Source organism: Ollibium composti (assembly GCF_004801285.1).
In the GTDB taxonomy this organism is placed as follows: Bacteria; Pseudomonadota; Alphaproteobacteria; order Rhizobiales; family Rhizobiaceae; genus Mesorhizobium; species Mesorhizobium composti.
On sequence record NZ_SSNY01000004.1, the window covers coordinates 152,454 to 171,475 of the forward strand.

General features: G+C 66.1%; 22 protein-coding genes. 15 read left to right on the forward strand and 7 right to left on the reverse strand.

The window, feature by feature from the left end:
- Positions 1–9: 9 nt before the first annotated feature.
- The 4 genes from E6C48_RS08930 to motA all read right to left on the reverse strand — a co-directional run bounded on the left by E6C48_RS08930 (position 10) and on the right by motA (position 3,340).
- Positions 10–1,032, reverse strand: coding sequence for a flagellar motor switch protein FliG (locus E6C48_RS08930; protein ID WP_136356244.1), 1,023 nt, complete (start codon positions 1,030–1,032; stop codon positions 10–12).
- Between the two features lie 61 nt (positions 1,033–1,093).
- Positions 1,094–1,486 carry a flagellar motor switch protein FliN gene (gene fliN / locus E6C48_RS08935; protein ID WP_136356246.1) on the reverse strand — a complete coding sequence of 131 codons (393 nt, stop codon included), beginning with the start codon at positions 1,484–1,486 and terminating at the stop codon, positions 1,094–1,096.
- 19 nt (positions 1,487–1,505) lie between these two features.
- On the reverse strand, positions 1,506–2,435 hold the full coding sequence (locus tag E6C48_RS08940; RefSeq protein ID WP_136356248.1) for a FliM/FliN family flagellar motor switch protein: 930 nt from the start codon (positions 2,433–2,435) through the stop codon (positions 1,506–1,508).
- Positions 2,436–2,467: 32 nt separating this feature from the next.
- Positions 2,468–3,340, reverse strand: coding sequence for a flagellar motor stator protein MotA (motA, locus tag E6C48_RS08945; RefSeq protein ID WP_136356250.1), 873 nt, complete (start codon positions 3,338–3,340; stop codon positions 2,468–2,470).
- 170 nt (positions 3,341–3,510) lie between these two features.
- On the opposite strand from motA, the gene E6C48_RS08950 reads away from it, so the two are divergent.
- From E6C48_RS08950 to E6C48_RS08965, 4 genes are read left to right on the forward strand one after another with little or no spacing between them, the layout of a single operon-like run.
- Positions 3,511–5,946, forward strand: a complete 2,436-nt coding sequence (locus E6C48_RS08950; RefSeq protein ID WP_136356252.1) for a DUF1217 domain-containing protein — start codon at positions 3,511–3,513, stop codon at positions 5,944–5,946.
- Positions 5,947–5,948: 2 nt separating this feature from the next.
- Positions 5,949–6,671 carry a flagellar basal-body rod protein FlgF gene (flgF, locus tag E6C48_RS08955; protein ID WP_136356254.1) on the forward strand — a complete coding sequence of 241 codons (723 nt, stop codon included), beginning with the start codon at positions 5,949–5,951 and terminating at the stop codon, positions 6,669–6,671.
- Positions 6,672–6,680: 9 nt separating this feature from the next.
- Complete coding sequence (fliI, locus tag E6C48_RS08960; RefSeq protein WP_136356256.1) at positions 6,681–8,090, forward strand: flagellar protein export ATPase FliI; 1,410 nt, start codon at positions 6,681–6,683, stop codon at positions 8,088–8,090.
- Positions 8,071–8,979 (forward strand): hypothetical protein, encoded by a 909-nt coding sequence (locus tag E6C48_RS08965; protein WP_136356258.1) that lies wholly within the window; start codon positions 8,071–8,073, stop codon positions 8,977–8,979. Before fliI ends, E6C48_RS08965 begins: the two co-directional genes overlap by 20 nt.
- 15 nt (positions 8,980–8,994) lie before the next feature.
- Here E6C48_RS08965 and E6C48_RS08970 read toward each other — a convergent pair whose 3' ends face one another.
- Both E6C48_RS08970 and E6C48_RS08975 read right to left on the reverse strand, forming a co-directional pair.
- Positions 8,995–9,285: an addiction module antidote protein gene (locus E6C48_RS08970; RefSeq protein ID WP_136356260.1), complete on the reverse strand. Its 291-nt coding sequence runs from the start codon at positions 9,283–9,285 to the stop codon at positions 8,995–8,997.
- A 1-nt stretch (position 9,286) separates the two neighbouring features.
- Entirely contained in the window at positions 9,287–9,580 is a 294-nt protein-coding gene (locus tag E6C48_RS08975; RefSeq protein WP_136356262.1) for a type II toxin-antitoxin system RelE/ParE family toxin, read from the reverse strand.
- A 114-nt stretch (positions 9,581–9,694) separates the two neighbouring features.
- On the opposite strand from E6C48_RS08975, the gene flgB reads away from it, so the two are divergent.
- Genes flgB through fliP form a run of 10 tightly spaced genes read left to right on the forward strand, consistent with a single transcriptional unit; the run spans position 9,695 to position 15,893 of the window.
- Positions 9,695–10,075, forward strand: a complete 381-nt coding sequence (gene flgB / locus E6C48_RS08980; RefSeq protein WP_136356264.1) for a flagellar basal body rod protein FlgB — start codon at positions 9,695–9,697, stop codon at positions 10,073–10,075.
- Between the two features lie 6 nt (positions 10,076–10,081).
- On the forward strand, positions 10,082–10,498 hold the full coding sequence (gene flgC / locus E6C48_RS08985) for a flagellar basal body rod protein FlgC (RefSeq protein WP_136356266.1): 417 nt from the start codon (positions 10,082–10,084) through the stop codon (positions 10,496–10,498).
- Positions 10,495–10,818 carry a flagellar hook-basal body complex protein FliE gene (locus E6C48_RS08990; protein ID WP_168734490.1) on the forward strand — a complete coding sequence of 108 codons (324 nt, stop codon included), beginning with the start codon at positions 10,495–10,497 and terminating at the stop codon, positions 10,816–10,818. The genes flgC and E6C48_RS08990 overlap by 4 nt, the downstream gene beginning before the upstream one ends.
- 10 nt (positions 10,819–10,828) lie before the next feature.
- Positions 10,829–11,617: a flagellar basal-body rod protein FlgG gene (flgG, locus tag E6C48_RS08995; protein ID WP_136356270.1), complete on the forward strand. Its 789-nt coding sequence runs from the start codon at positions 10,829–10,831 to the stop codon at positions 11,615–11,617.
- Positions 11,618–11,622: 5 nt separating this feature from the next.
- On the forward strand, positions 11,623–12,096 hold the full coding sequence (gene flgA, locus E6C48_RS09000; RefSeq protein ID WP_136356272.1) for a flagellar basal body P-ring formation chaperone FlgA: 474 nt from the start codon (positions 11,623–11,625) through the stop codon (positions 12,094–12,096).
- Entirely contained in the window at positions 12,093–13,334 is a 1,242-nt protein-coding gene (locus E6C48_RS09005; protein ID WP_136356274.1) for a flagellar basal body P-ring protein FlgI, read from the forward strand. Before flgA ends, E6C48_RS09005 begins: the two co-directional genes overlap by 4 nt.
- A gap of 9 nt (positions 13,335–13,343) precedes the next feature.
- Positions 13,344–13,958, forward strand: coding sequence for a MotE family protein (locus E6C48_RS09010; RefSeq protein ID WP_136356276.1), 615 nt, complete (start codon positions 13,344–13,346; stop codon positions 13,956–13,958).
- Positions 13,955–14,659 carry a flagellar basal body L-ring protein FlgH gene (flgH, locus tag E6C48_RS09015; RefSeq protein ID WP_136356278.1) on the forward strand — a complete coding sequence of 235 codons (705 nt, stop codon included), beginning with the start codon at positions 13,955–13,957 and terminating at the stop codon, positions 14,657–14,659. Before E6C48_RS09010 ends, flgH begins: the two co-directional genes overlap by 4 nt.
- An 11-nt stretch (positions 14,660–14,670) precedes the next feature.
- Positions 14,671–15,165 (forward strand): flagellar basal body-associated FliL family protein, encoded by a 495-nt coding sequence (locus E6C48_RS09020; RefSeq protein WP_136356280.1) that lies wholly within the window; start codon positions 14,671–14,673, stop codon positions 15,163–15,165.
- Complete coding sequence (fliP, locus tag E6C48_RS09025) at positions 15,162–15,893, forward strand: flagellar type III secretion system pore protein FliP (RefSeq protein ID WP_136356282.1); 732 nt, start codon at positions 15,162–15,164, stop codon at positions 15,891–15,893. The genes E6C48_RS09020 and fliP overlap by 4 nt, the downstream gene beginning before the upstream one ends.
- 205 nt (positions 15,894–16,098) lie before the next feature.
- Here the strand turns inward: fliP and E6C48_RS09030 are convergent, their stop codons facing one another.
- Positions 16,099–17,733, reverse strand: coding sequence for a tetratricopeptide repeat-containing glycosyltransferase family protein (locus E6C48_RS09030; protein WP_136356285.1), 1,635 nt, complete (start codon positions 17,731–17,733; stop codon positions 16,099–16,101).
- A 254-nt stretch (positions 17,734–17,987) separates the two neighbouring features.
- Between E6C48_RS09030 and E6C48_RS09035 the strand changes: the two genes are divergently transcribed.
- Positions 17,988–18,923: a flagellin N-terminal helical domain-containing protein gene (locus tag E6C48_RS09035; RefSeq protein ID WP_136356287.1), complete on the forward strand. Its 936-nt coding sequence runs from the start codon at positions 17,988–17,990 to the stop codon at positions 18,921–18,923.
- The last annotated feature ends 99 nt before the right edge of the window (positions 18,924–19,022 follow it).

Genomic DNA, 19,022 nt, shown 5'->3' on the forward strand with positions numbered 1-19,022 from the left:
AAGCAGGCGTCAGGCGGCGTCGGCGCTCGGCTGCGCCGACGGCAGCTCGAAGACACCTTCGCGCGCCAGGCGGATGGTGGTGGCGGCGACCAGCTTGCGCGCCCGCGCGATCTCGGCCGCCGGAATGCCGTCCGCCGGCTGTCCGAGCTCGGACTCGATCATCCGGCGCGAGCGCGCGCCGATCGCCGACAGAACGGCTTCGGCAAGGTCGGGCGCGGCCCCGCGCAGCGCCAGCGTCACCACTTCGCTCGACAGGCCGTCGAAGATCGACACGCGCGCCTTCTGCGTCAAGAGCGGGATGTCGTCGAAGGAGAAGATGCGCGCCTTGACCGCCTCGAGGTCCGGCGTGCCGGCTTCCTCCAGGTCCTTCATCATCTCGTCGAGCTGAGGCTTGTCGAGTTCGTTGAGCAGGCTGGCCACCCTCGCCTGCCCGGCCGAGGTGTCCTTGACCGAGGTCTCGGCAAGCACGCGCGCCCGCAACTGGTCGGTAACGAGTTTTTCCGCCGCTTCCGGCACGGTGGCCATCGTCACCATGCGCTTGATGATTTCCGAGCGCAGCGGCTTTTCGAGCGTCAGCAGCACGGCGGCGGATGCCTGCGGCGCCAGCTTCGACAGCACCATCGCGGAGGTCTGCGCATGCTCGCCGGCGAGGAAGGCGCCAAGCCGCGCGGGGTCGAGCTTCTCCAGTTCCGGCCAGATCGGCGGCGGTCCGTCCGGCGAAGCCTCCGGCTGCTTGCCGTTCATGATGGCGCTGACTTCCTCGGGCGACAGCGATTCGTTGAGGATCGAATCCATCTTGTCGGCCGAATCGAGCAGGCCGGCGCCTTCGGTGAACTCCGCCTCGAATTCGGCGACGATGCGTTCCAGGTCTGCCTGGGGGATGGTGCGCAGGAGACGCGCGGCCTCGATCAGGTTTTTCAGTTCCTCCTGCTTGAAGAACTTCAGCAGCCGGCCCGCCGAAACCTTGCCCATCGCCACCAGGATGGCGGCCGCCTTCTGCGGACGGGTCAGCGTAAGCGGCTGCGTGGTCATGGCCTTGCCCCGCGACCTGCCCAGCGATCTGCTTTGTCATCGTCGACGGCGAACGGCATCCTCAGGCTCCCTTGGCCCCGGCGATGATCTCCGTCAGCCGGATGCCGAAGCGCGACGGATCGTTCTCCAGCACGGTGATCTCGCCGCGCGCGATCTTGCGGCCGTTCACCACCACGTCGACCGGCTCGCCGATGCGCCGGTCGAGCGCAACCGTCGAGCCCTTCTGCAGGGCCATCAGCTCCGACACCGGCATCTCGGTCGAGCCCAGCACGATCTGGACGTCGACGGGAATGTTCATGATGACGTTGGGATTGCTGCCGGCGGCGGGGCGGGAAGCGGCCTCGGGGCGCTGCTGCTCCTCCTGAAGGACGCCGCGCAGTTCCTCGATGGCGCGGTTGAGCTGGTCGTCCGAAGCGTCGGCTTCCGGCTCGGCGGCGTTGCTGCTGGTGTTCATCCGTCTTCTCCCGCGGGGCTCAACCCGGCATGAGCCCATCGATGAAGTCCTGACCGGCATCGTAGGGATGCCTGATTCGGACCGTGTAATTCTGCCCGAGTTTGCCGAACTCGCATACGAACAGCGTCTTGTTGCGGGCCGTCAGCCGGGCGCTGGTCTGCGCCGCCTCGTCCAGTTCGATCACCTGTCCCGGCTCAAGCGCGGCGATCTCGCCGAGCGTGAGGCGCGCCAGCGGCATCGTCGCTTCCAGGCTCACCGCCGAGCGCATGACCTCCTCGGAAAAGCGCTGGCGCCAGTCCGGCCCGGTGCCGTCCCCGGCAGGCATACCGGCATCGCCGCGATGCTTGAGCAGCACGCGCTGCGGCATCGTCAGCGCCACCGTGCCGCGCGAAGCGGCGGTGGCGAGGGAAAAGACGACGCGCACCGCCGGCCCGTCGCGCAGCAGGTGCCTGGCCATGTCCTGCCCGGTCATCGCCATCGGCACCGGCAGCTTGAACTCGAAGGCGCGCGGCCCCGAACCGTTGACCGCGCGCGCGATCTGCTCGAACACCGAGGTCGCCACCTCGATCTCCAGCGGCGACAGGTCGCGCGCGATGGGTGCAGCCGGCTCGCCGGCGTCACCGCCGAACAGGAGGCTCACCACCACCGCCACGGCATCATTGTCGATGGCCAGCACCAGCGCGTCGGGCGAGGACGTGGAGGCGGCGATCGTCATGGCATGATTTGTCACGCCCGGCCGCGCCTGCGCCATCCTGATAAGTGCCACGTCGGCCACCTCGACCGAGACCGGCACGCCGAGGCTTTCGCCCAGGCCCGCGACGATGGCCGGCACGGCGCGCTCCGCGAGCGCACGGGCGGCGGCGGCCACTTGGTCCGGCTCGCCGGTATCGCCGACGAGGCGCTCGACGATGAAGGCGCGCATCTCGGCCGGGCTTGCCGCGGCGCTCATGGCGTGTCTGGCCTCGCTGCCCTGGCCATCGCTCAGGCGGCCTTCCGTTCGGCGCCGCCGTTCATGGTGCTCTGCTCGACCGCGTCGATGGAAGGCCGGTCATAGGCCGAGATCGTCTTGCGACCGAATTCGATGGCCACCTGCGGCAGCGCGCCATTCATGTAGGCGAGCAGCGTCTGCTTGACGATGACGTAGAGGCGGTTGCGCTTGTCGCGCACCGACTTGACCTTGGCGGCGATCGGCCCGACCACGCAGTACGACATGAAGATGCCGAGGAAGGTGCCGACCAGCGCAGCACCAATCAGGCCGCCGAGGATTTCCGGCGACTGGTCCAGCGCCCCCATCGCCTTTACCACGCCCAGCACCGCCGCCACGATGCCGATGGCCGGGAAGCCGTCGCCCATCGCCACCAGCGCATGATAGGATTTCATCTTGTCGTGCTTGATGGTGTGGATTTCCTCGTCCATCAGCGCCTCGATCTCATGCGGACGCGCATTGCCGATGATGATGATGCGGCAATAATCGCAGATGAAATACATCAGGTCGCGGTTGGCCATCACCGTCGGAAAGGCCTGGAAGATCGCCGATTCTTCCGGATTGTCGATATGGGCCTCGACCTCGCTGCGCGACTTCGACTTCAGTTCGCGCATCAGCGAATGCAGCACGCCCAGCGTTTCCAGATATTCCCGCTCCTTCGGCACCGATTGCTTGAAGGCCTCGATGACGGCCTTGCCGGTGTCCTTCACCGTCTTCATCGGGTTGGCGATCAGGAAGGCGCCGAAAGCCGCGCCGATGATGATGACGGCTTCCCACGGCTGCACCAGCACGTGGACATGCCCGCCCATCGCCATGAAGCCGCCGAGCACGCAGCCGAGCGTCACCACAAATCCGATCAGAATGCCCACGGCCGGTCCTTCCGCATCTCACACCGCAACAGGGATAGGCCGCGTGCCTTGTGTGAAACTTGAAACGCGTGAAGCTTGAAACGCGTGAGGCTGGAATCGTGTGCGGGCGCGATTCAGTTTCGCGCAAGGAACCCGGCTTATGATGGGCGACCGCTGCTGCCGGAGGCATCATGCTGAGCACGTATCTGAGCTATCGGCTCATTGCCCAGGACATTCCCAAGTCCATCGACCGTGTCGAGAAGCAGCCGGCCGTGGACCGCGAGACGAAATACTACCTGGACAACATCGGCAAGGTGACGTCGGTCGACGACTTCGTCAACGACTACCGCCTCTTCAACTACGCCATGAAGGCCTACGGCCTCAGCGACATGACCTACGCCAAGGCGTTCATGGTCAAGGCGCTGAAGGAAGGCGTCAGCGATCCCGACAGCTTCGCCAACAAGCTGACCGACAAGCGCTACGCCGAATTCGTCAAGGCGTTCAACTTCCAGAAGCTGGGCGGCACCGCCACCACCTACAATCCCGCCCAGCAGGGCGTCGCCCAGAATTACGCCCTGCAAATCGAACTCAATTCGACCCAGCTCGACCTCGACCGGGCGCGCGCGGAAACAGCGAATTACGTCGCCCATATCGGCGACGTCAAATCGATCGACGACCTGATGGCCGACAAGCGCCTGCTGACCTACGCGATGGCCTCCTTCGGGCTCGACCCCGCGAAGGAACCGCCCGAGACGGTGCGCCAGACGCTCGAGGGCGGTGTCAGCGATCCCAACAGCCCGGCCAACAAGCTCGCCGACAAGCGCTACGCCAATTTCGTCGCCGCCTTCGATTTCGTCCAATACGGCGACCAGACGACCCAGCGTGCCGCCGTGCAGCAGGCGCCGAAAACCTATCTGCCGAACACCGGCGTCACCCCGCTCACCCAGAACACGTCCGCCATGCAGGCCGAGGTGGATTATTACAACGCCAACATCGGCAAGGTGAAATCCATCGTCGACCTGCTCGGCAACAAGCGCCTGCTGAATTTCGCGATGACCGCCTTCGGGCTCGACGCCAAGACGGAATCACCTTCGAAAATCCGCGACATGCTGGCGGGCGGCGTCAGCGATCCGGCTAGCCCCGCCAACCAGCTTTCAGACAAGCGCTACGCCGCTTTCGTCGCGGCGTTCGACTTTTCCCAGTACGGCGCGGCCACCACCACCCGAGACGCCGTCACGCAGACGACTCCAGCGTACTATCTCCAGAGTTCCGACCCCGAGAACGCCTATTTCCGTGCCAACATCGGCAACGTGAAGACGGCGAACGACCTGCTGCTCGACAAGCGCCTGCTGACCTACGCCATGGGCGCCTACGGCCTCGACGCCAGCAAGGAACCGGCGACCAAGGTTCGCGACATGCTGCTCGGCGGCGTCACCGACCCGAACAGCCCGGCCAACCAGTCGAGCGACAAGCGCTATGCGGCCTTCGTCGCGGCCTTCGACTTCGCGCAGTATGGAACCGCGACGACGTCGCGCCCCGAAGCGACCGAGCAGACCGAGCGCTATCATCTGGAGAACGCCAATCCGGAAACCGCCTATTTCCGGGCGAACATCGGCAAGGTGCGGTCGGCGAAGGACCTGATGTCCGATCCGCGGCTGCTCGCCTACGCCATGGCCGCCTATGGGTTGGACGCCTCGATCGAGGATCCGGAGACGGTGAAGCGGTTCCTGACCGGCGGCGCCGGCGATCCCGACAGCATCTCCAATCTGCTCCTCGGCGCGAAATACGAAGGCTACGCCGCCTTGGCCAAGGCCTTCGACTTTCACACCTACGGCACGCAGACGACCTCCCGCCCCGAAGTCCTCGACGCCACGCCGACGCACTACACGACGATGGACGGGTTCGGCTTGGTCAAGCCGGGAGCGGCCTATGTGCAGGGGGAAACGGACTACTATCTCGCCAACGTCACCAAGCTGAAGTCGATCGACGACCTGATGGCCGACAAGCGCTTGCTGAACTATGCGCTGTCGGCATTCGGGCTGGACCCGCAGAAAGAGGACCCGACGCGCATCCGCGCGCTGCTCGAAGGCGGCATCCGCGATCCCGAAAGCCCGGCCAACAAGCTCGACAACAAGGCCTACGCCGCCTTTGTCGCCGCCTTCAATTTCGAGCAGTACGGCGAGGACGCCACCACCTATGTCGCCGCCGGGCAGGTCACCGTCGACAAGTACATGCGCCAGACGCTGGAGGAGGATGCCGGCCAGACCAACGAAGGCGTGCGACTGGCGCTGTATTTCCAGCGCAAGGCGCCCGGCCTGACCGACTGGTATCAGGTGCTGGCCGACAAGGCGCTGTCGCAGGTCGCGCGCATCGCCTTCGGCATGCCCGATTCCTTCGCCAGCGCCGACATCGACAAGCAGGTGAAACTGTTCGAGCAGAAGTTCGACATCGCCGACTTCGCCGACGCCGGCAAGCTCGACAAATTCATGACCCGCTTCACCACCATGTACGAGATCCAGAACCCGTCATCGACGGCGACCACCTCGGTCGGCGTGCTGTTTTCGCAACCGACCACGATCGGCGTCTCCACCGACCTGATGATGGCCATGCAGCAGATGAAGTATTGACCATGCAGGACAGCCTTTACGTCTCGCTTTCCTCCCAGATCGCCCTGCAGAAGCGGCTGGACACCATTGCCGACAACGTCGCCAACGCCTCCACCGTCGGCTTTCGCGCCACCGGCGTGAAGTTCGAGGACGTCGTCACCGGCGCCGGCCAGAAGGCGGTGGCCTTCACCTCGCCCGGCAACACCTACCTGTCGGGCGTCAACGGCGCGTTGAGCGAAACGGGCAACCCCTTCGATTTCGCCATTCAGGGCGACGCCTGGTTCGCGCTGCAGACGCCGGCCGGCACGGTGATGACGCGCGACGGCCGCTTCTCGATGGGCCAGAACGGCGAGTTGCTGTCTATCGAGGGCTATCCGGTGCTCGATGCAGGCGGCGCGCCGCTGCAACTCGATCCGCGCGGCGGCCCGCCGACCGTCGGCAAGGACGGTTCGCTGCGCCAGGGCGAGCAGCTTGCCGGCGCCATCGGCCTGTTCAACTTCCAGCCAGGCGAGAACTTCGTGCGCTTCGGCAATTCGGGCGTCGTGCCGCCGGGCGAGCCGGAACCGATCGTCGACAGGATCGATGTCGGCGTGGCGCAGGGCTTCGTCGAGCAATCCAACGTCAACCCGGTGCTGGAGATGACCCGTCTCATCCAGGTGCAGCGCGCCTTCGAGAACGTCGCGGCGCTTGTGCGCCAGACCGGCTCCACGACCGAGGACGCCATCCAGACGCTCGGTTCCAAGTAGCGCCGCCGCATGTCGCCGCCCGCATCCCTGCCGATCCGCGCCGACGACCGGCCGCAGCAACAGGCGCCCGAAACGCGTCTGGCGCTGCTGGAGCGGCTGTGGCACCGCTTCGAAAGCGACGACGCCGTCCTGCGCCGGGGCGGTCGCGTCAGCGAGGTTTCCGCCACGCATTACCATGTGCGCGGCCTGTCCGACATCGCCCGGCTGGGCGACGTGGTCGAGCAGCGCAGCCGCTTCGGCGCGCGGCTCGGCGAGATCGTCCGCATCGGCCGCGACGAAGTCGTCGTCGCTCCTTTCGAGAGGAGCGCCGACGCGGGCATCGGCGATGCCGTGTTCCGGCGCGGCCCGCTGGCGATCACCCCGCATCCTTCCTGGCGCGGCCGCGCCATCGACGCCCTGGCGCGCGCCATCGACGGCGGTCCGCCGCTGGTCAGGGGCGTCGATCCAGGCGAACCCGTCCACGCGACGCCCGGCGCAATGGCCCGCCAGCGCGTCGGCACTCCGTTCATGACCGGCGTGCGCGCCATCGACATCTTCACGCCGCTCTGCTTCGGCCAGCGCATGGGCATCTTCGCCGGCTCCGGCGTCGGCAAGTCGACGTTGCTTGCCATGCTCGCCGGCGCCGACGCCTTCGATACGGTGGTCGTTGCGCTGGTCGGCGAACGCGGTCGCGAGGTGCGCGAATTCCTCGAGGACACCATTGGCGATCAGGCCATGGCCAAGACCGTCGCCGTGGTCGCCACCAGCGACGAGAGCGCCATGATGCGCCGCCGCGCGCCCGACACCGCGATGCGCGTTGCCGAGCATTTCCGCGACCAGGGCCACCGGGTGCTGCTGGTGCTGGATTCCATCACCCGCTTCGCCCACGCGCTGCGCGAGGTGGCGACCGGCACCGGCGAGCCGCCGGTGGCACGCGGCTATCCGGCCTCCGTCTTCACCGACCTGCCGAAGCTGCTGGAGCGGGCGGGACCGGGGCTGGAAGGCGCAGGCTCGATCACCGCCATCATCTCAGTTCTTGTGGACGGCGACGACCATAACGATCCGGTCGCCGATTCGGTGCGCGGCATCCTCGACGGCCATGTCGTTCTCGACCGCGCCATCGCCGAACAGGGGCGCTATCCGCCGGTCAATCCGCTGTCCTCCATTTCGCGCCTCGCCGGCAAGGCATGGTCGCCGGATCAGCGCGCGCTGGTGGCGCGGCTGAAGGCGATGATCTCGCGCTTCGAGGACACGCGCGACATCCGCCTGCTCGGCGCCTATCAGGGCGGTGCCGACCCCGAGCTGGACATGGCCGTGCGGCAGGTGCCGCTGATCTACGAAGCGCTGATGCAGTCGCCGAAGGATCGTCCCTCGGCCGAGCCTTTCGCCGATCTCGCCCGTCATCTGAAGGTCAAGCAGAATGCAGACGCGCCAGACTGAGCTGGCGCACATCGAGCTGATGCTGCGCGAACAGCTGGCGCGCACCGAGGCCGCCGGGCGGTCGCGGCGATCGCGGTTTTCGCCACTTCGCTCCCTTGCGGCATGGCTGCCCGACGCAAGAGACGCGTTCCTGCCCATATTTGCTCGGATGCGCCCGGCCGGCCGGCCTCGCCGCCCGGAGCCGGCCGAAGAGCAGGAGCGCGCATTGGCGGCGTTGTTTGCGCCGACCGACGCTTCCGCCGCGCGCGCCGAGCCGGCCTTTACGCCGCCGCGGGAAACCCGCCGTTTACCAAATCTAAGCGGGAACGATGCTAGCAATCGTTCCATGAAAGAAGCTCCCGAGCGCAACTGGGGTCCGCCGCCGGCAGTCCAATTCCCCATGCCGGTCAAGAAGAAAGACCATCGCGGCGATCTCGTCATCGCCGGGCTCGGCGTGGCGCTGGGCCTCGTTTGCGCGCTGTTTCCCTGGTACATCTTCTTCAATCAGGACCAGTTCGGCGTGCAGGCCATCCGCTTCGGCGGCAGGGGCGGCAATGCCGGCCGCGCCACGGTCGAGGCCCGGCCAAATGCCAGCGGCACGCCGGTCGTCGATCAGGAAATCCCCGACAGCGCGCTCGACCTGTTCTCCACCGGCACGTTGCAGCCGAAGCCCGAGAGCGCCGACACTGCGCCCGACCTTGACCAGCAGCCCTTCCCCAGCGATGCGGCGATATTCCGCCTCGTCCACATCGCCAACGGCCGCGCCATGATCGAGGACGACGCCGGTCTGTGGGTCGTCCAGCAAGGCTCGGTCCTGCCCGATTCCAGCACCGTGAAGTCGATCGAACAGCGCAAGGGCCGCTGGGTGCTGGTCACCAGCACCGACAGGGTGATCGAGATCTCGAAATAGCGAAGCTCCGCCTCGTCACGCCGCGTGGCGCTTGCCGGTCATGTCGAAGCCGATGGCCTTCATGACCGCTATCGTGCTTTCCAGCGTCGGGTTGCCGTCTTCGCTGAACGAGCGATAGAGCTGTTCTCGCGCCAGCCCCGTTTCGCGCGCGATCTTCGTCATACCCTTGGCGCGGGCGACCACACCAAGCGCCTTGGCGATGTAGCGGGCATCCCCCGTCTCGAAGGCATCCGTCACAAACACCTCGATGGCCTCGTCGGAGGTCAACGCGTCCGCCGGATCATAATCATGCAGTTTGTCGGTCATCTCAGCCATTCCATTGTTCCGCAAGGCGTTTCGCCGTGGCGATGTCTCGTGCTTGCGTGTCCTTGTCGCCGCCACAGAGCAATATGACGATCGTCTCGCCCTGTTGCCGGAAATAGACGCGGTATCCCGGTCCATAGTGGATGCGCAGTTCGCTCACCCCGTCGCCGACGGGCGACACGTCCCCTGCAAGCCCGTTGGCAAGCCGGTAAAGGCGAGCCGCTATCAATGCACGAGCTTTCCGATCCTTGAGCTTCCTTTCCCATTTTCGGAACGTATCGGTCTGCTTCAGCTTCATTACAGAAAATGTAATTTATAAATTACAATCGGTCAATGGTCGCATCGGCAGCCCCCGCGCAAGGCCCGCGCAAGACTGGCGCACTAATCTCCGGAAACCTGCCCGGAGTAGCGCATGGAGCCCGTCAACCTTTTCAACCTCGCATCGCGGCAAGCCGAGTGGCTGGCCGTGCGCCAGTCCGCTGTCGCCGGCAACATCGCCAATGCCAACACGCCCGGCTACACCGCCAACGACGTCGAGCCGTTCCAGAAGGTGCTCGACCATACGGCGGTGACGCTGAGCGCGACGCAGAGCGGTCATCTCGGCTTCGGCGCCAGCGAAGCCGCCTTCTCGGTCAAGCCGCAGGACTACACCGGCGCGATCATGCCGTCCAAGAACACCGTCGTCATGGAGGAAGAGCTGATGAAGGCCGGCGAGGTGCGCCGCTCCTTCGAGCTCAACACGGCCATCGTCAAGGCCTTCCACACCATGATGATCATGGCGACGAAGGGCTGACGCGCGATGGACGCTTTGACGGCAGCCCTCAAGGTCGCGGCGTCCGGTCTCGGCGCCCAGTCTGAGCGCCTGCGCGTCGTCTCCGAAAACCTCGCCAACGCCCAGTCCACCGGCACCACGCCCGGCGCCGATCCCTATCGCCGCAAGACCATATCCTTCGCCGCCGAGCTGGACCGCGCTTCCGGCGGCAGCCTCGTCGAGGTCAATTCGATCGACCGCGACCCCTCGCCCTTCCCCGTCGAGTTCCAGCCCGGCAACGAGGCGGCCGACGACAAGGGCTACGTCAAGCTGCCGAACGTCAACGTGCTGATCGAGATGGCCGACATGACCGAGGCCAACCGCTCCTACGAGGCCAACCTGCAGGTCATCAAGCAGGCGCGCGACCTGATCTCCATGACCATCGACCTGATGAGGAACCAGTGATGATCGGCGGCATCGGTGCCATCCACCTTCGGCCCCCGGTCGGCAACTCCGATGCCGACACCGGCCTCCTGTCCAATGCGGCCACGCCGGCCGCCGGCGCCGGCGCGTCCTTCGCCGAAGCCCTGTCGCGGGCCGCCTCGAACACCGTCGACACGCTGAAGAGCGCCGAGCAGGTATCGATTCAGGCGCTCAAGGGCGACGCCGACACCCGCCAGGTCGCCGACGCCGTCATGAGCGCCCAGCAGGCTTTGCAGGCCGCGGTCGCAATCCGCGACAAGATCGTCTCCGCCTATCTCGACATCAGCCGCATGAGTATCTGAGGACGGCCCCATGAAAGCGCTCGCCATCGCCGCCACCGGCATGAACGCCCAGCAGACCAATCTGGAAGTCATCGCCAACAACATCGCCAACATCAACACGACCGGCTACAAGCGCGCCCGCGCCGAGTTCTCCGACCTGCTCTATCAGGTCGACCGCACGCAGGGCGTGCCCAACCGCGCCAACGGCTCGATCGTTCCCGAAGGCGTCTCCATCGGCCTCGGCGTCAAGACCAGCGCGGTGCGCAACGTCCACATCCAGGGCGAGTTGACCAGCACCGGCAACAACTACGACCTCGCGCTGACCGGCAAGGGCTGGTTCCAGATCGAGGGCGCCGACGGCAACCCGCTCTACACCCGCTCCGGCGCCTTCAACACCAATGCGACCGGCCAGCTGGTGACGGTCGACGGCGCCGCCGTCATCCCGGCCATCACCGTGCCGGCCGACGCCGTCGAGGTCATCGTCAACAAGACCGGCCAGGTCTTCGCCCGCATCGACGGCCAGAACGACCTGCAGGACCTCGGCCAGCTCACCCTCGCCACCTTCGCCAACGAGGCCGGCTTGGCGCCGCTCGGCGACAACCTGTTCCAGGAGACGGTGGCCTCGGGCGCGGCCAATGTCGGCGTGCCGGGCGATCCGGGCTATGCAACCGTCGAACAGGGCTACCTGGAGAATTCCAACGTCGATCCGGTCAAGGAGATCACCGAGCTGATCTCGGCGCAGCGAGCCTACGAGATGAATTCCAAGGTCATCCAGGCCGCCGACGAAATGGCCGCCGTCGTCTCCAAGAACATCAGGTGACGGTGATGGCGGCGCGCATCCTCGTTCCGGTCCTGCGCTCGATGGCGCTCGCCCTGGCGCTTTGCGCCGGCGCGGCGCCGGCCGCAGCCGACGAGGTCGTGCTGATCCCCAGCCGCGTCATCTATCCGGGCGAGACGATCGGCCTTGCCGCGCTGAAGGAAGTGACGCTGGCCCCCGGACGCCACAAACCGGACGCCGTCGCCACCACCGCGCCCGAACTCGACGGCAAGGTCGCCAAGCGCACGCTGCTGCCCGGCCGCTACATCCCCGTCAGCGCGCTGCGTGAGGCATGGCTGGTCGAACAGGGCGCCTCCGTGCAGGTCTATTTCATCGCCGGCCCCCTCACCATCTCGACCACCGCCGTCACCTTGCAGCCGGGTGCCGCCGGCGACCTCGTCAAGGTCCGCAACGTCGACAGCGGCAAGGTGCTGTCCGGCACGGTGATGGCGGACGGCACCGTCCAGGTCGGCGCCTCATGAAGGGCATCCTCGCCATAGCCGTCGCAGTTTTGCTGGCGGTCCAGCCGTCGCTGGCCGACGGGCTGAACGCCAGGCAGAAGCGCGCGCTGGTCGCCAAGGAGGGACCGGGAGCGCTCGGGCAGGACTATGATCCGGCAACGGCGGCGCGCATGTTCAAGGTGTCGGCGACACCCAGCCAGTTGCCGCCAGGACAGGTCGCCGCGCGCATCAAGGACATTGCCCAGCTACAGAGCGCGCGCGACAACCAGCTCGTCGGCTATGGTCTCGTCATCGGACTCTCGGGCACCGGCGACAGCCTGCGCAACTCGCCTTTCACCGAACAGTCGATCCGCGCCATGCTGCAGAACCTCGGCATCGCCACCGAGGGCGGCCAGGCACGTGCCAAGAACGTCGCCGCCGTCATCGTCACCGCCAACATGCCGCCCTTCGTGCAATCCGGCGCGCGCATCGACATCAACGTCTCCTCCATGGGCGACGCCACCTCGCTGCAGGGCGGCACGCTGGTGATGACGCCGCTGAAGGCCGCCGACGGCCAGATCTATGCCGTCGGCCAGGGCTCCGTCATCGTCTCCGGCTTCACCGCGCAGGGCCAGGCCGAGCAGCTCACGCAAGGCGTGCCGACAGCCGGCCGCGTCCCCAACGGCGCCATCGTCGAGCGCGCGGTGGATGCCGAGTTCGATGACCAGACGGTGCTGACGCTGCAATTGCGCAACCCGGACTTCTCCACCGCCATTCGCATTGCCGACGCCATCAACGACTACACCGGCCAGCGCTTCGGAATGCGCGTCGCGGCCGAACGCGACGCCCGCACCGTCTCGGTGAAGAAGCCGAAGGGCGTTTCGGCGGCGCGCTTCTATGCCGAGGTCGAGAACCTCGTGGTCGAGTCCGACACGCCGGCGAAGGTTGTCGTCGATTCCCGCACCGGCACCATCGTCATCGGCAATCAGGTGAGGATCTCGCGCGTGGCGATCAGCCACGGCACGCTGACGGTGCGCATCACCGAGGCGCCGCGCGTCGTCCAGCCGGAGCCCTTCTCCAGGGGCGAGACGGCGATCGAACCCAACACCGTCATCGAGGCCAATCAGCCCGACGCGCGTGTCGCCCTTCTCGACGGACCGGACCTGGAAACGCTGGTTTCCGGGCTGAACCGTCTGGGCGTCAAGCCCGATGGCATCATCGCCATTCTGCAAGGCATCAAGTCGGCCGGCGCCCTGCAAGCCGACCTGATCCTCCAATAGGCCGCGCCGATGCTTGAACGTCTCCTCCCGCCCCTCCGCCGCTCCAACGCCCTGCACGCCTTGGGCGGCATCGCCGTCGGCCTTGTGTTGCTCGGCGCTCCCGCGTCGGCCACCGAGCCGGTGCGCCAGGTTCTGCCGGGCGCGCCAACGGCCCCGCAGACGCTTGAGCGGGAGGCAGTCGCACCCGCGCCGGCGGCGACCGGTTCGCTGGCGGCGAAGAACCCCGAGCAAAGCGACGTCGAGCGCTTCTGCTCCAACATCGCCGACGCCGCGCGCGACCGCCGCTACTCCCTTCAGGCGGCCGAGCTCAAGAAATTGCAGGACGATGTCGACGCCCGCATCAAGGCGCTGGAGGCGAAGCGCTCGGAATACGAGCTGTGGCTGAAGCGCCGCGAGGTCTTCCTCGCCCGCGCCGAGGAAGGCGTCGTCAAGATCTACGGCGACATGAAGCCGGACGCCGCCGCCGAGCGGCTGGCCGCCGTCAAGCCGGAACTTGCCGCCGCAATCCTGATGAAGCTGGATCCGCGCAAGGCCGGCGTCATTCTCAACGAAATGGAAACGAAGGCCGCCGCCACCCTTACCGGGGTGATGGCCAGCGCGGCCCGCAGGGTAGACCCGTCATGATGCGCAGATACGTCCTCCTGGTGGCTGCGATGCTGCTTTCCGGCTGCGCCTCCGATCTCAGGGAGGTCAACAAGGAGCCGGCGCTGTCGCCGGTCGGCGCCGGCATCGACGGCGGCACCGTCTCGACCTACCGCTATCCTGAAACGCCGTCGGCGCCGGTCAAGAAATTCTCGTTGTGGGACGATCGCCAGAGCCGGCTGTTCACCGACCCGCGCGCGCTGCGCGCCGGCGACATCCTGACCGTCAAGATCAAGATCAACGACCGCGCCAAGTTCAAGAACCAGAACGACCGCAGCCGCACCGCCAACCGCTCGCTCGGCTTCGGCGTCGATCTCGGCTGGGACGGCTGGAGCACGTCCGGCAAGGGCAAGGGCAGCCTCGATTCCAAGACAGAGACCAATGCCGACGGCGCCATCGAGCGGTCGGAGAATCTTGAACTCAACGTCGCCGCCATCGTCACCGACGTGCTGCCCAACGGCAACCTGATGATCAAGGGGTCGCAGGAAGTGCGCGTCAACGCCGAGATGCGCGTGCTGACCATCGCCGGCATGGTGCGCCCGGCCGATATCGGCGCGGCCAACACGATTTCCTACGAGCGCATCGCCGAGGCGCGCATCTCCTATGGCGGCCGCGGCCGCATCACCGAGGTCCAGCAGCCGGCCTACGGCCAGCAGGTGCTGGACCAGGTGCTGCCCTTCTAGGCCGGTCCCCGATGGCGAACGCGGAACAGATAGAGGCGCCGAAGGGACCGTCCCTCATCGTCCAGCTCGCCATGCTGGCGGCGATGACCGTCGCCGCCCTCGGCGTCGGCTGGATGTCGGGCAGCTACCTGAAAAGCTCGGAAGCGCCGCCGAAACCCGCCAGGCTGGACCATAGCGCCAAGACCGAGGAAGCGCCGGCGGAAGAAAAGCCCGTTGCCGGCGCCCCGGTGCTGGTCCAGCTCCCGCAGATCACCACCAACCTCGCCGCCCCCGCCGACGTGTGGGTGCGCATGGACCTGTCGGTGGTCTACGACGCGCCGCAGCCGCCTCAGATGACGGAGGCGATCCACCAGGACCTGCTCGCCTACCTGCGCACCTTGAAGATGTACCAGGTCGAAGGCGCCAGCGGCTACCAGCATCTCAAGGCAGACTTGCAGGAACGCGCCGCCATCCGCAGCGACGGCCACGCCAAGGACGTCCTCATCAGGACGCTTCTGTTCGAATGAAAAAGCCGCTGTTCGCATTCCTGGCGCTGCTGGCGCTCACCGGCGCCGCCGCCGCCCAGCAGATCGATCTCGGCGGCATCGGTCAGGCCAACGGCGAGACCGTCGGCTACATCATCCAGATGTTCGGGCTCATCAGCGTGCTTTCGGTCGCGCCGGGCCTGCTCATCATGGTGACGAGCTTCACCCGCTTCGTCATCGCCTTTTCGATCCTGCGCGCCGGCATCGGCCTGCAATCGACGCCGGCCAACCTGATCCTGATCTCGCTGTCGCTGTTCATGACGTTCTACGTCATGGCGCCGACCTTCGACCAGGCTTGGAACACCGGCGTCAGGCCGCTGATGGACAACCAGATCAGCCAGACCGAGGCGCTGGAGAAGATCTCCGATCCGTTCCGCACCTTCATGCTGCGCAACGTCCGCGACAAGGACTTCGACCTGTTCGCCGACCTTGCGCGCGAGCGCGGCCAGCAGGTGTCGCGCGAGACGGTCGACCTGCGCATCCTGGTCCCCGCCTTCATAATCTCCGAAATCCGCCGCGGCTTCGAGATCGGCTTCCTGATCGTGCTGCCCTTCCTCGTCATCGACCTGATCGTCGCCACCATCACCATGGCCATGGGCATGATGATGCTGCCGCCGACAGTGGTGTCGCTGCCCTTCAAGATCCTGTTCTTCGTGCTGATCGACGGCTGGAACCTTTTGATCGGCTCGCTGGTGCGGTCGTTCAATTAGGGCGATTGGCGGCCGGGAAAAGCGTCCGGCGGCGCCCGGACACGGCCAAGGGTATGGCTCTCAGAGCCTTTTTGAAAAACCGTCAGGCCGTCGCGAAAACGGTGGCCGGCGAGCACCGGAGCGGAGCGTACATCAAGTACGTGAGCACCGGAGCACAGTCGGACGCCGTTTGCAGCCCGGCCTCACGGAATTTTCAAAAAGGCTCTCAAGCCGCCCCCGGATAGGACAGCCGCCAGTCGGTCGGCCGCCCCGACGTGCTCGCCTTCCCTGCCCATATGGCAATGGCGTTCCAGTCGAACAGGACGGATTTGGCGACACCGATCGGGTCGTCGGCGTCCAGCGGCAGGAACCGGGTCGCCGGATGCCACGGCACGCCGTCGGTGCCGAGCTGGATCTGCGATCCGCTCTGCCCGAACAGGACGGTGGGGACGCCGAGGCCCGCTGCCAGCTCCAGGGTCGCGGTGCCGGCGGTGACGACAAGGTCGCAGGCTCCCGTCAGATAGGATGCCGACACGAGGTCGTTCATCTGGTCGATGGCCGGGAAATCGTAGATGGGCAGGCCCATTTCGCGCATCGCCGCGACTTCCTCGCGGCATTCGTCATATTGCAGGCAGACGAACTTCGTCGTGCCGAGCAGCTTCAGCGGCGCGAGGAACTCCGCCTTCACATATTGCTGGTTGCGCTGCACGTTGCGGTTGGACGAGCGCCAGCACAGGCCGATGACCGGCTGATGCGGCGCGACGTTCATGTCGGCGCGCAGTCGCTGCTCGATCTCGCCGTCGCGCTTGAGCCATGGCCGGCTTTTCGCCTGCATCGCCGCTACGGTCGGTCGGAAATGGCGGGCCAACGAGCCGATCGGAACCTCGAAGTCGAAGCCCGCATAGTCTTTCGGTTTGCGCGCGTCGGGTCCCAGCTCGGGCCGCACCTCGATATCGGGGAAAGATATGCGGAAAAGCGCCGCGAGCTTCGGCGCACATTCGAAGGTGATACGGGCGCCGGTGGCGATCAGGTCCGGCAGGATGCTGGCAAAACGGATTTCATCGCCGATGCCCTGTTCGCGCCACACCAGCACCCGCTTTCCGGCGAGGGCTTCCCCTTGCCAGCGCGGTATGGCGAAGGTCCGGCGCTCCGAGGGAAAATCCGGCCAGTCCCAGCGTACCTCGTAGTTGTCGAAGGCTTCGGGCAGTTCGCCCGCCTCCAGTTGCTGGATCGCGAGATTCCACCGCGCCAGGATGTGCGACGGCTCCTTCTCGAGAACCGATTTCTGGATGGCGATCGCCTTTTGGAGATTGCCGAGCCGGGCATGGATGACGCCCGTGGCGGACATGATGGAAGCCTGGTATCTGGTGCCCCGCGCCAGCAGCGCCTCGGCTTCCCGCAGCGCCTCATGCAGGAAACCCGCCGAGGTCAGGCAGTCGATCCAGGCACGATCGACCACCACCATCTCGTCCTCGGTGGAGACGAGGGCGCGGATGCGCTGGTAGTTGTTGACGACATATTCGTAGTTGGCCGCCTTGGACGCGGCGACCAGGCGATAGCACCACAAAAGCGAGGGTGGATTGTCCAGCAGGGCGAGGCCCTCGTCGAAGAGCGCCTCCGAAGCCTTGAAACGGCGCGCGTCCAGGGCTTCGACAGCCTGTTTGAGGAGATGCCCAGCCTTCTTGATCGCCTTGCGGTCCTGCGCGGAAGCAGCCTGATCGATCGATGGCATGGACGCGGCCCCTGCCCCGCCGCCGGCCAGCGCCCGCACCAGCGCGTCCGCACCGCGCACATTGTCGGTCGCGAAAGGTTGGGCACCTGCTGGCGACTCGCTTTTGCGGGCGTTCGTTGCTGACGGCATCCACGTCTCCAATGCGCCTGTGCCCATCCGGCACCCGGACGCCATCGTAAGTCGCATGGGTTGCGCGAGGCTTTCGCCGGAAGGCGAAGTTTCACCTTCCGTTAACCATAAAGCTTAGCTCTTTTTCAGGGAGTGCCTGCCATTGTCCCGACAATGGCGGGTGGTCGCTGGATCGACCATAGGCATGATGCCGTACCGTCATACCGGTCGAGCCGGTATGCCAAAAAAATCCATATAGTAAGGTACGTGTACTCATGTCGAGCATCAACACGAACGCGTCTGCGCTCACCGCACTGCAGAGCCTGAACGCGACCAACAAGGCACTCGAGACCACGCAGTCGCGCATTTCGACCGGCTTCCGCGTTTCTTCGGCGTCCGACAACGCCGCCTACTGGTCGATCGCCACCACCATGCGCTCCGACAACAAGGCCAACTCCGTCCTCCAGGACGCCCTCGGCCTCGGCGCCGGTAAGATCGACACCGCCTATACGGCAATCAATTCGGCCATCGACGTGGTCGACCAGATCAAGGAAAAGGTCCTGCTGGCCAAGACTTCCAGCACCGACGACCGCGCCAAGATCCAGTCGGAAATCACCGCGCTGCAGGACCAGCTCAAGGACAATATCGGCGGCGCCAGCTATGCCGGCTCCAACCTGCTGAAGACGGATTCTTCGGTCGCCGGCACCAAGCTGACGGTCATGACGTCCTACAACCGCGACTCGACGGGCAAGGTCTCGACCGGCACCATCGATGTCACCAACGACAGCACCCGCCTGATCGACAGCCGCAGCACCGCGGCTTCCAGGACCGGCATCCTCGACAAGCAGTTCGCGGTCGGCGCGGCCACGGCGACCAAGTCGTCGATCCTTGACCTCAAGGTCACGGGCACCGGTTCCGCCGGTACCAGCACCGCCTTCGACAACATGCTGACCGGCATCGAAACGGCGCTCAAGGGCATGGCCACCGGTGCTGCGACCCTTGGTGCAGCCAAGGCCCGCATCGATCTCCAGAAGGACTTCGTCTCGAAGCTCTCCGACTCGATCGATCGCGGCGTCGGCCAGCTCGTCGATGCCGACATGAACAAGGAATCGACCCGCCTGCAGGCCCTCCAGGTGCAGCAGCAGCTCGGCATCCAGGCGCTGTCGATCGCCAACTCGAACACGCAGCAGATCCTGTCGCTGTTCCGCTAAGGCTGGCGCCGGCGACAGCCGGCAACATCAGGCCGAAAGGGCCGCGCTTCCCCGGGAAGCGCGGCCTTTTTCCTTTCCGCTATCGTCTCACATCCCTTT

Bases quoted from the DNA above. Each gene is read 5' to 3' on its own strand.
- E6C48_RS08930 (WP_136356244.1), bottom strand. From the start codon at position 1,032: ATGACCACGCAGCCGCTTACGCTGACCCGTCCGCAGAAGGCGGCCGCC.
- fliN (WP_136356246.1), bottom strand. From the start codon at position 1,486: ATGAACACCAGCAGCAACGCCGCCGAGCCGGAAGCCGACGCTTCGGAC.
- E6C48_RS08940 (WP_136356248.1), bottom strand. From the start codon at position 2,435: ATGAGCGCCGCGGCAAGCCCGGCCGAGATGCGCGCCTTCATCGTCGAG.
- E6C48_RS08950 (WP_136356252.1), top strand. From the start codon at position 3,511: ATGCTGAGCACGTATCTGAGCTATCGGCTCATTGCCCAGGACATTCCC.
- flgF (WP_136356254.1), top strand. From the start codon at position 5,949: ATGCAGGACAGCCTTTACGTCTCGCTTTCCTCCCAGATCGCCCTGCAG.
- fliI (WP_136356256.1), top strand. From the start codon at position 6,681: ATGTCGCCGCCCGCATCCCTGCCGATCCGCGCCGACGACCGGCCGCAG.
- E6C48_RS08965 (WP_136356258.1), top strand. From the start codon at position 8,071: ATGCAGACGCGCCAGACTGAGCTGGCGCACATCGAGCTGATGCTGCGC.
- E6C48_RS08970 (WP_136356260.1), bottom strand. From the start codon at position 9,285: ATGACCGACAAACTGCATGATTATGATCCGGCGGACGCGTTGACCTCC.
- E6C48_RS08975 (WP_136356262.1), bottom strand. From the start codon at position 9,580: ATGAAGCTGAAGCAGACCGATACGTTCCGAAAATGGGAAAGGAAGCTC.
- flgB (WP_136356264.1), top strand. From the start codon at position 9,695: ATGGAGCCCGTCAACCTTTTCAACCTCGCATCGCGGCAAGCCGAGTGG.
- flgC (WP_136356266.1), top strand. From the start codon at position 10,082: ATGGACGCTTTGACGGCAGCCCTCAAGGTCGCGGCGTCCGGTCTCGGC.
- flgG (WP_136356270.1), top strand. From the start codon at position 10,829: ATGAAAGCGCTCGCCATCGCCGCCACCGGCATGAACGCCCAGCAGACC.
- flgA (WP_136356272.1), top strand. From the start codon at position 11,623: ATGGCGGCGCGCATCCTCGTTCCGGTCCTGCGCTCGATGGCGCTCGCC.
- E6C48_RS09005 (WP_136356274.1), top strand. From the start codon at position 12,093: ATGAAGGGCATCCTCGCCATAGCCGTCGCAGTTTTGCTGGCGGTCCAG.
- E6C48_RS09010 (WP_136356276.1), top strand. From the start codon at position 13,344: ATGCTTGAACGTCTCCTCCCGCCCCTCCGCCGCTCCAACGCCCTGCAC.
- flgH (WP_136356278.1), top strand. From the start codon at position 13,955: ATGATGCGCAGATACGTCCTCCTGGTGGCTGCGATGCTGCTTTCCGGC.
- E6C48_RS09020 (WP_136356280.1), top strand. From the start codon at position 14,671: ATGGCGAACGCGGAACAGATAGAGGCGCCGAAGGGACCGTCCCTCATC.
- fliP (WP_136356282.1), top strand. From the start codon at position 15,162: ATGAAAAAGCCGCTGTTCGCATTCCTGGCGCTGCTGGCGCTCACCGGC.
- E6C48_RS09030 (WP_136356285.1), bottom strand. From the start codon at position 17,733: ATGCCGTCAGCAACGAACGCCCGCAAAAGCGAGTCGCCAGCAGGTGCC.
- E6C48_RS09035 (WP_136356287.1), top strand. From the start codon at position 17,988: ATGTCGAGCATCAACACGAACGCGTCTGCGCTCACCGCACTGCAGAGC.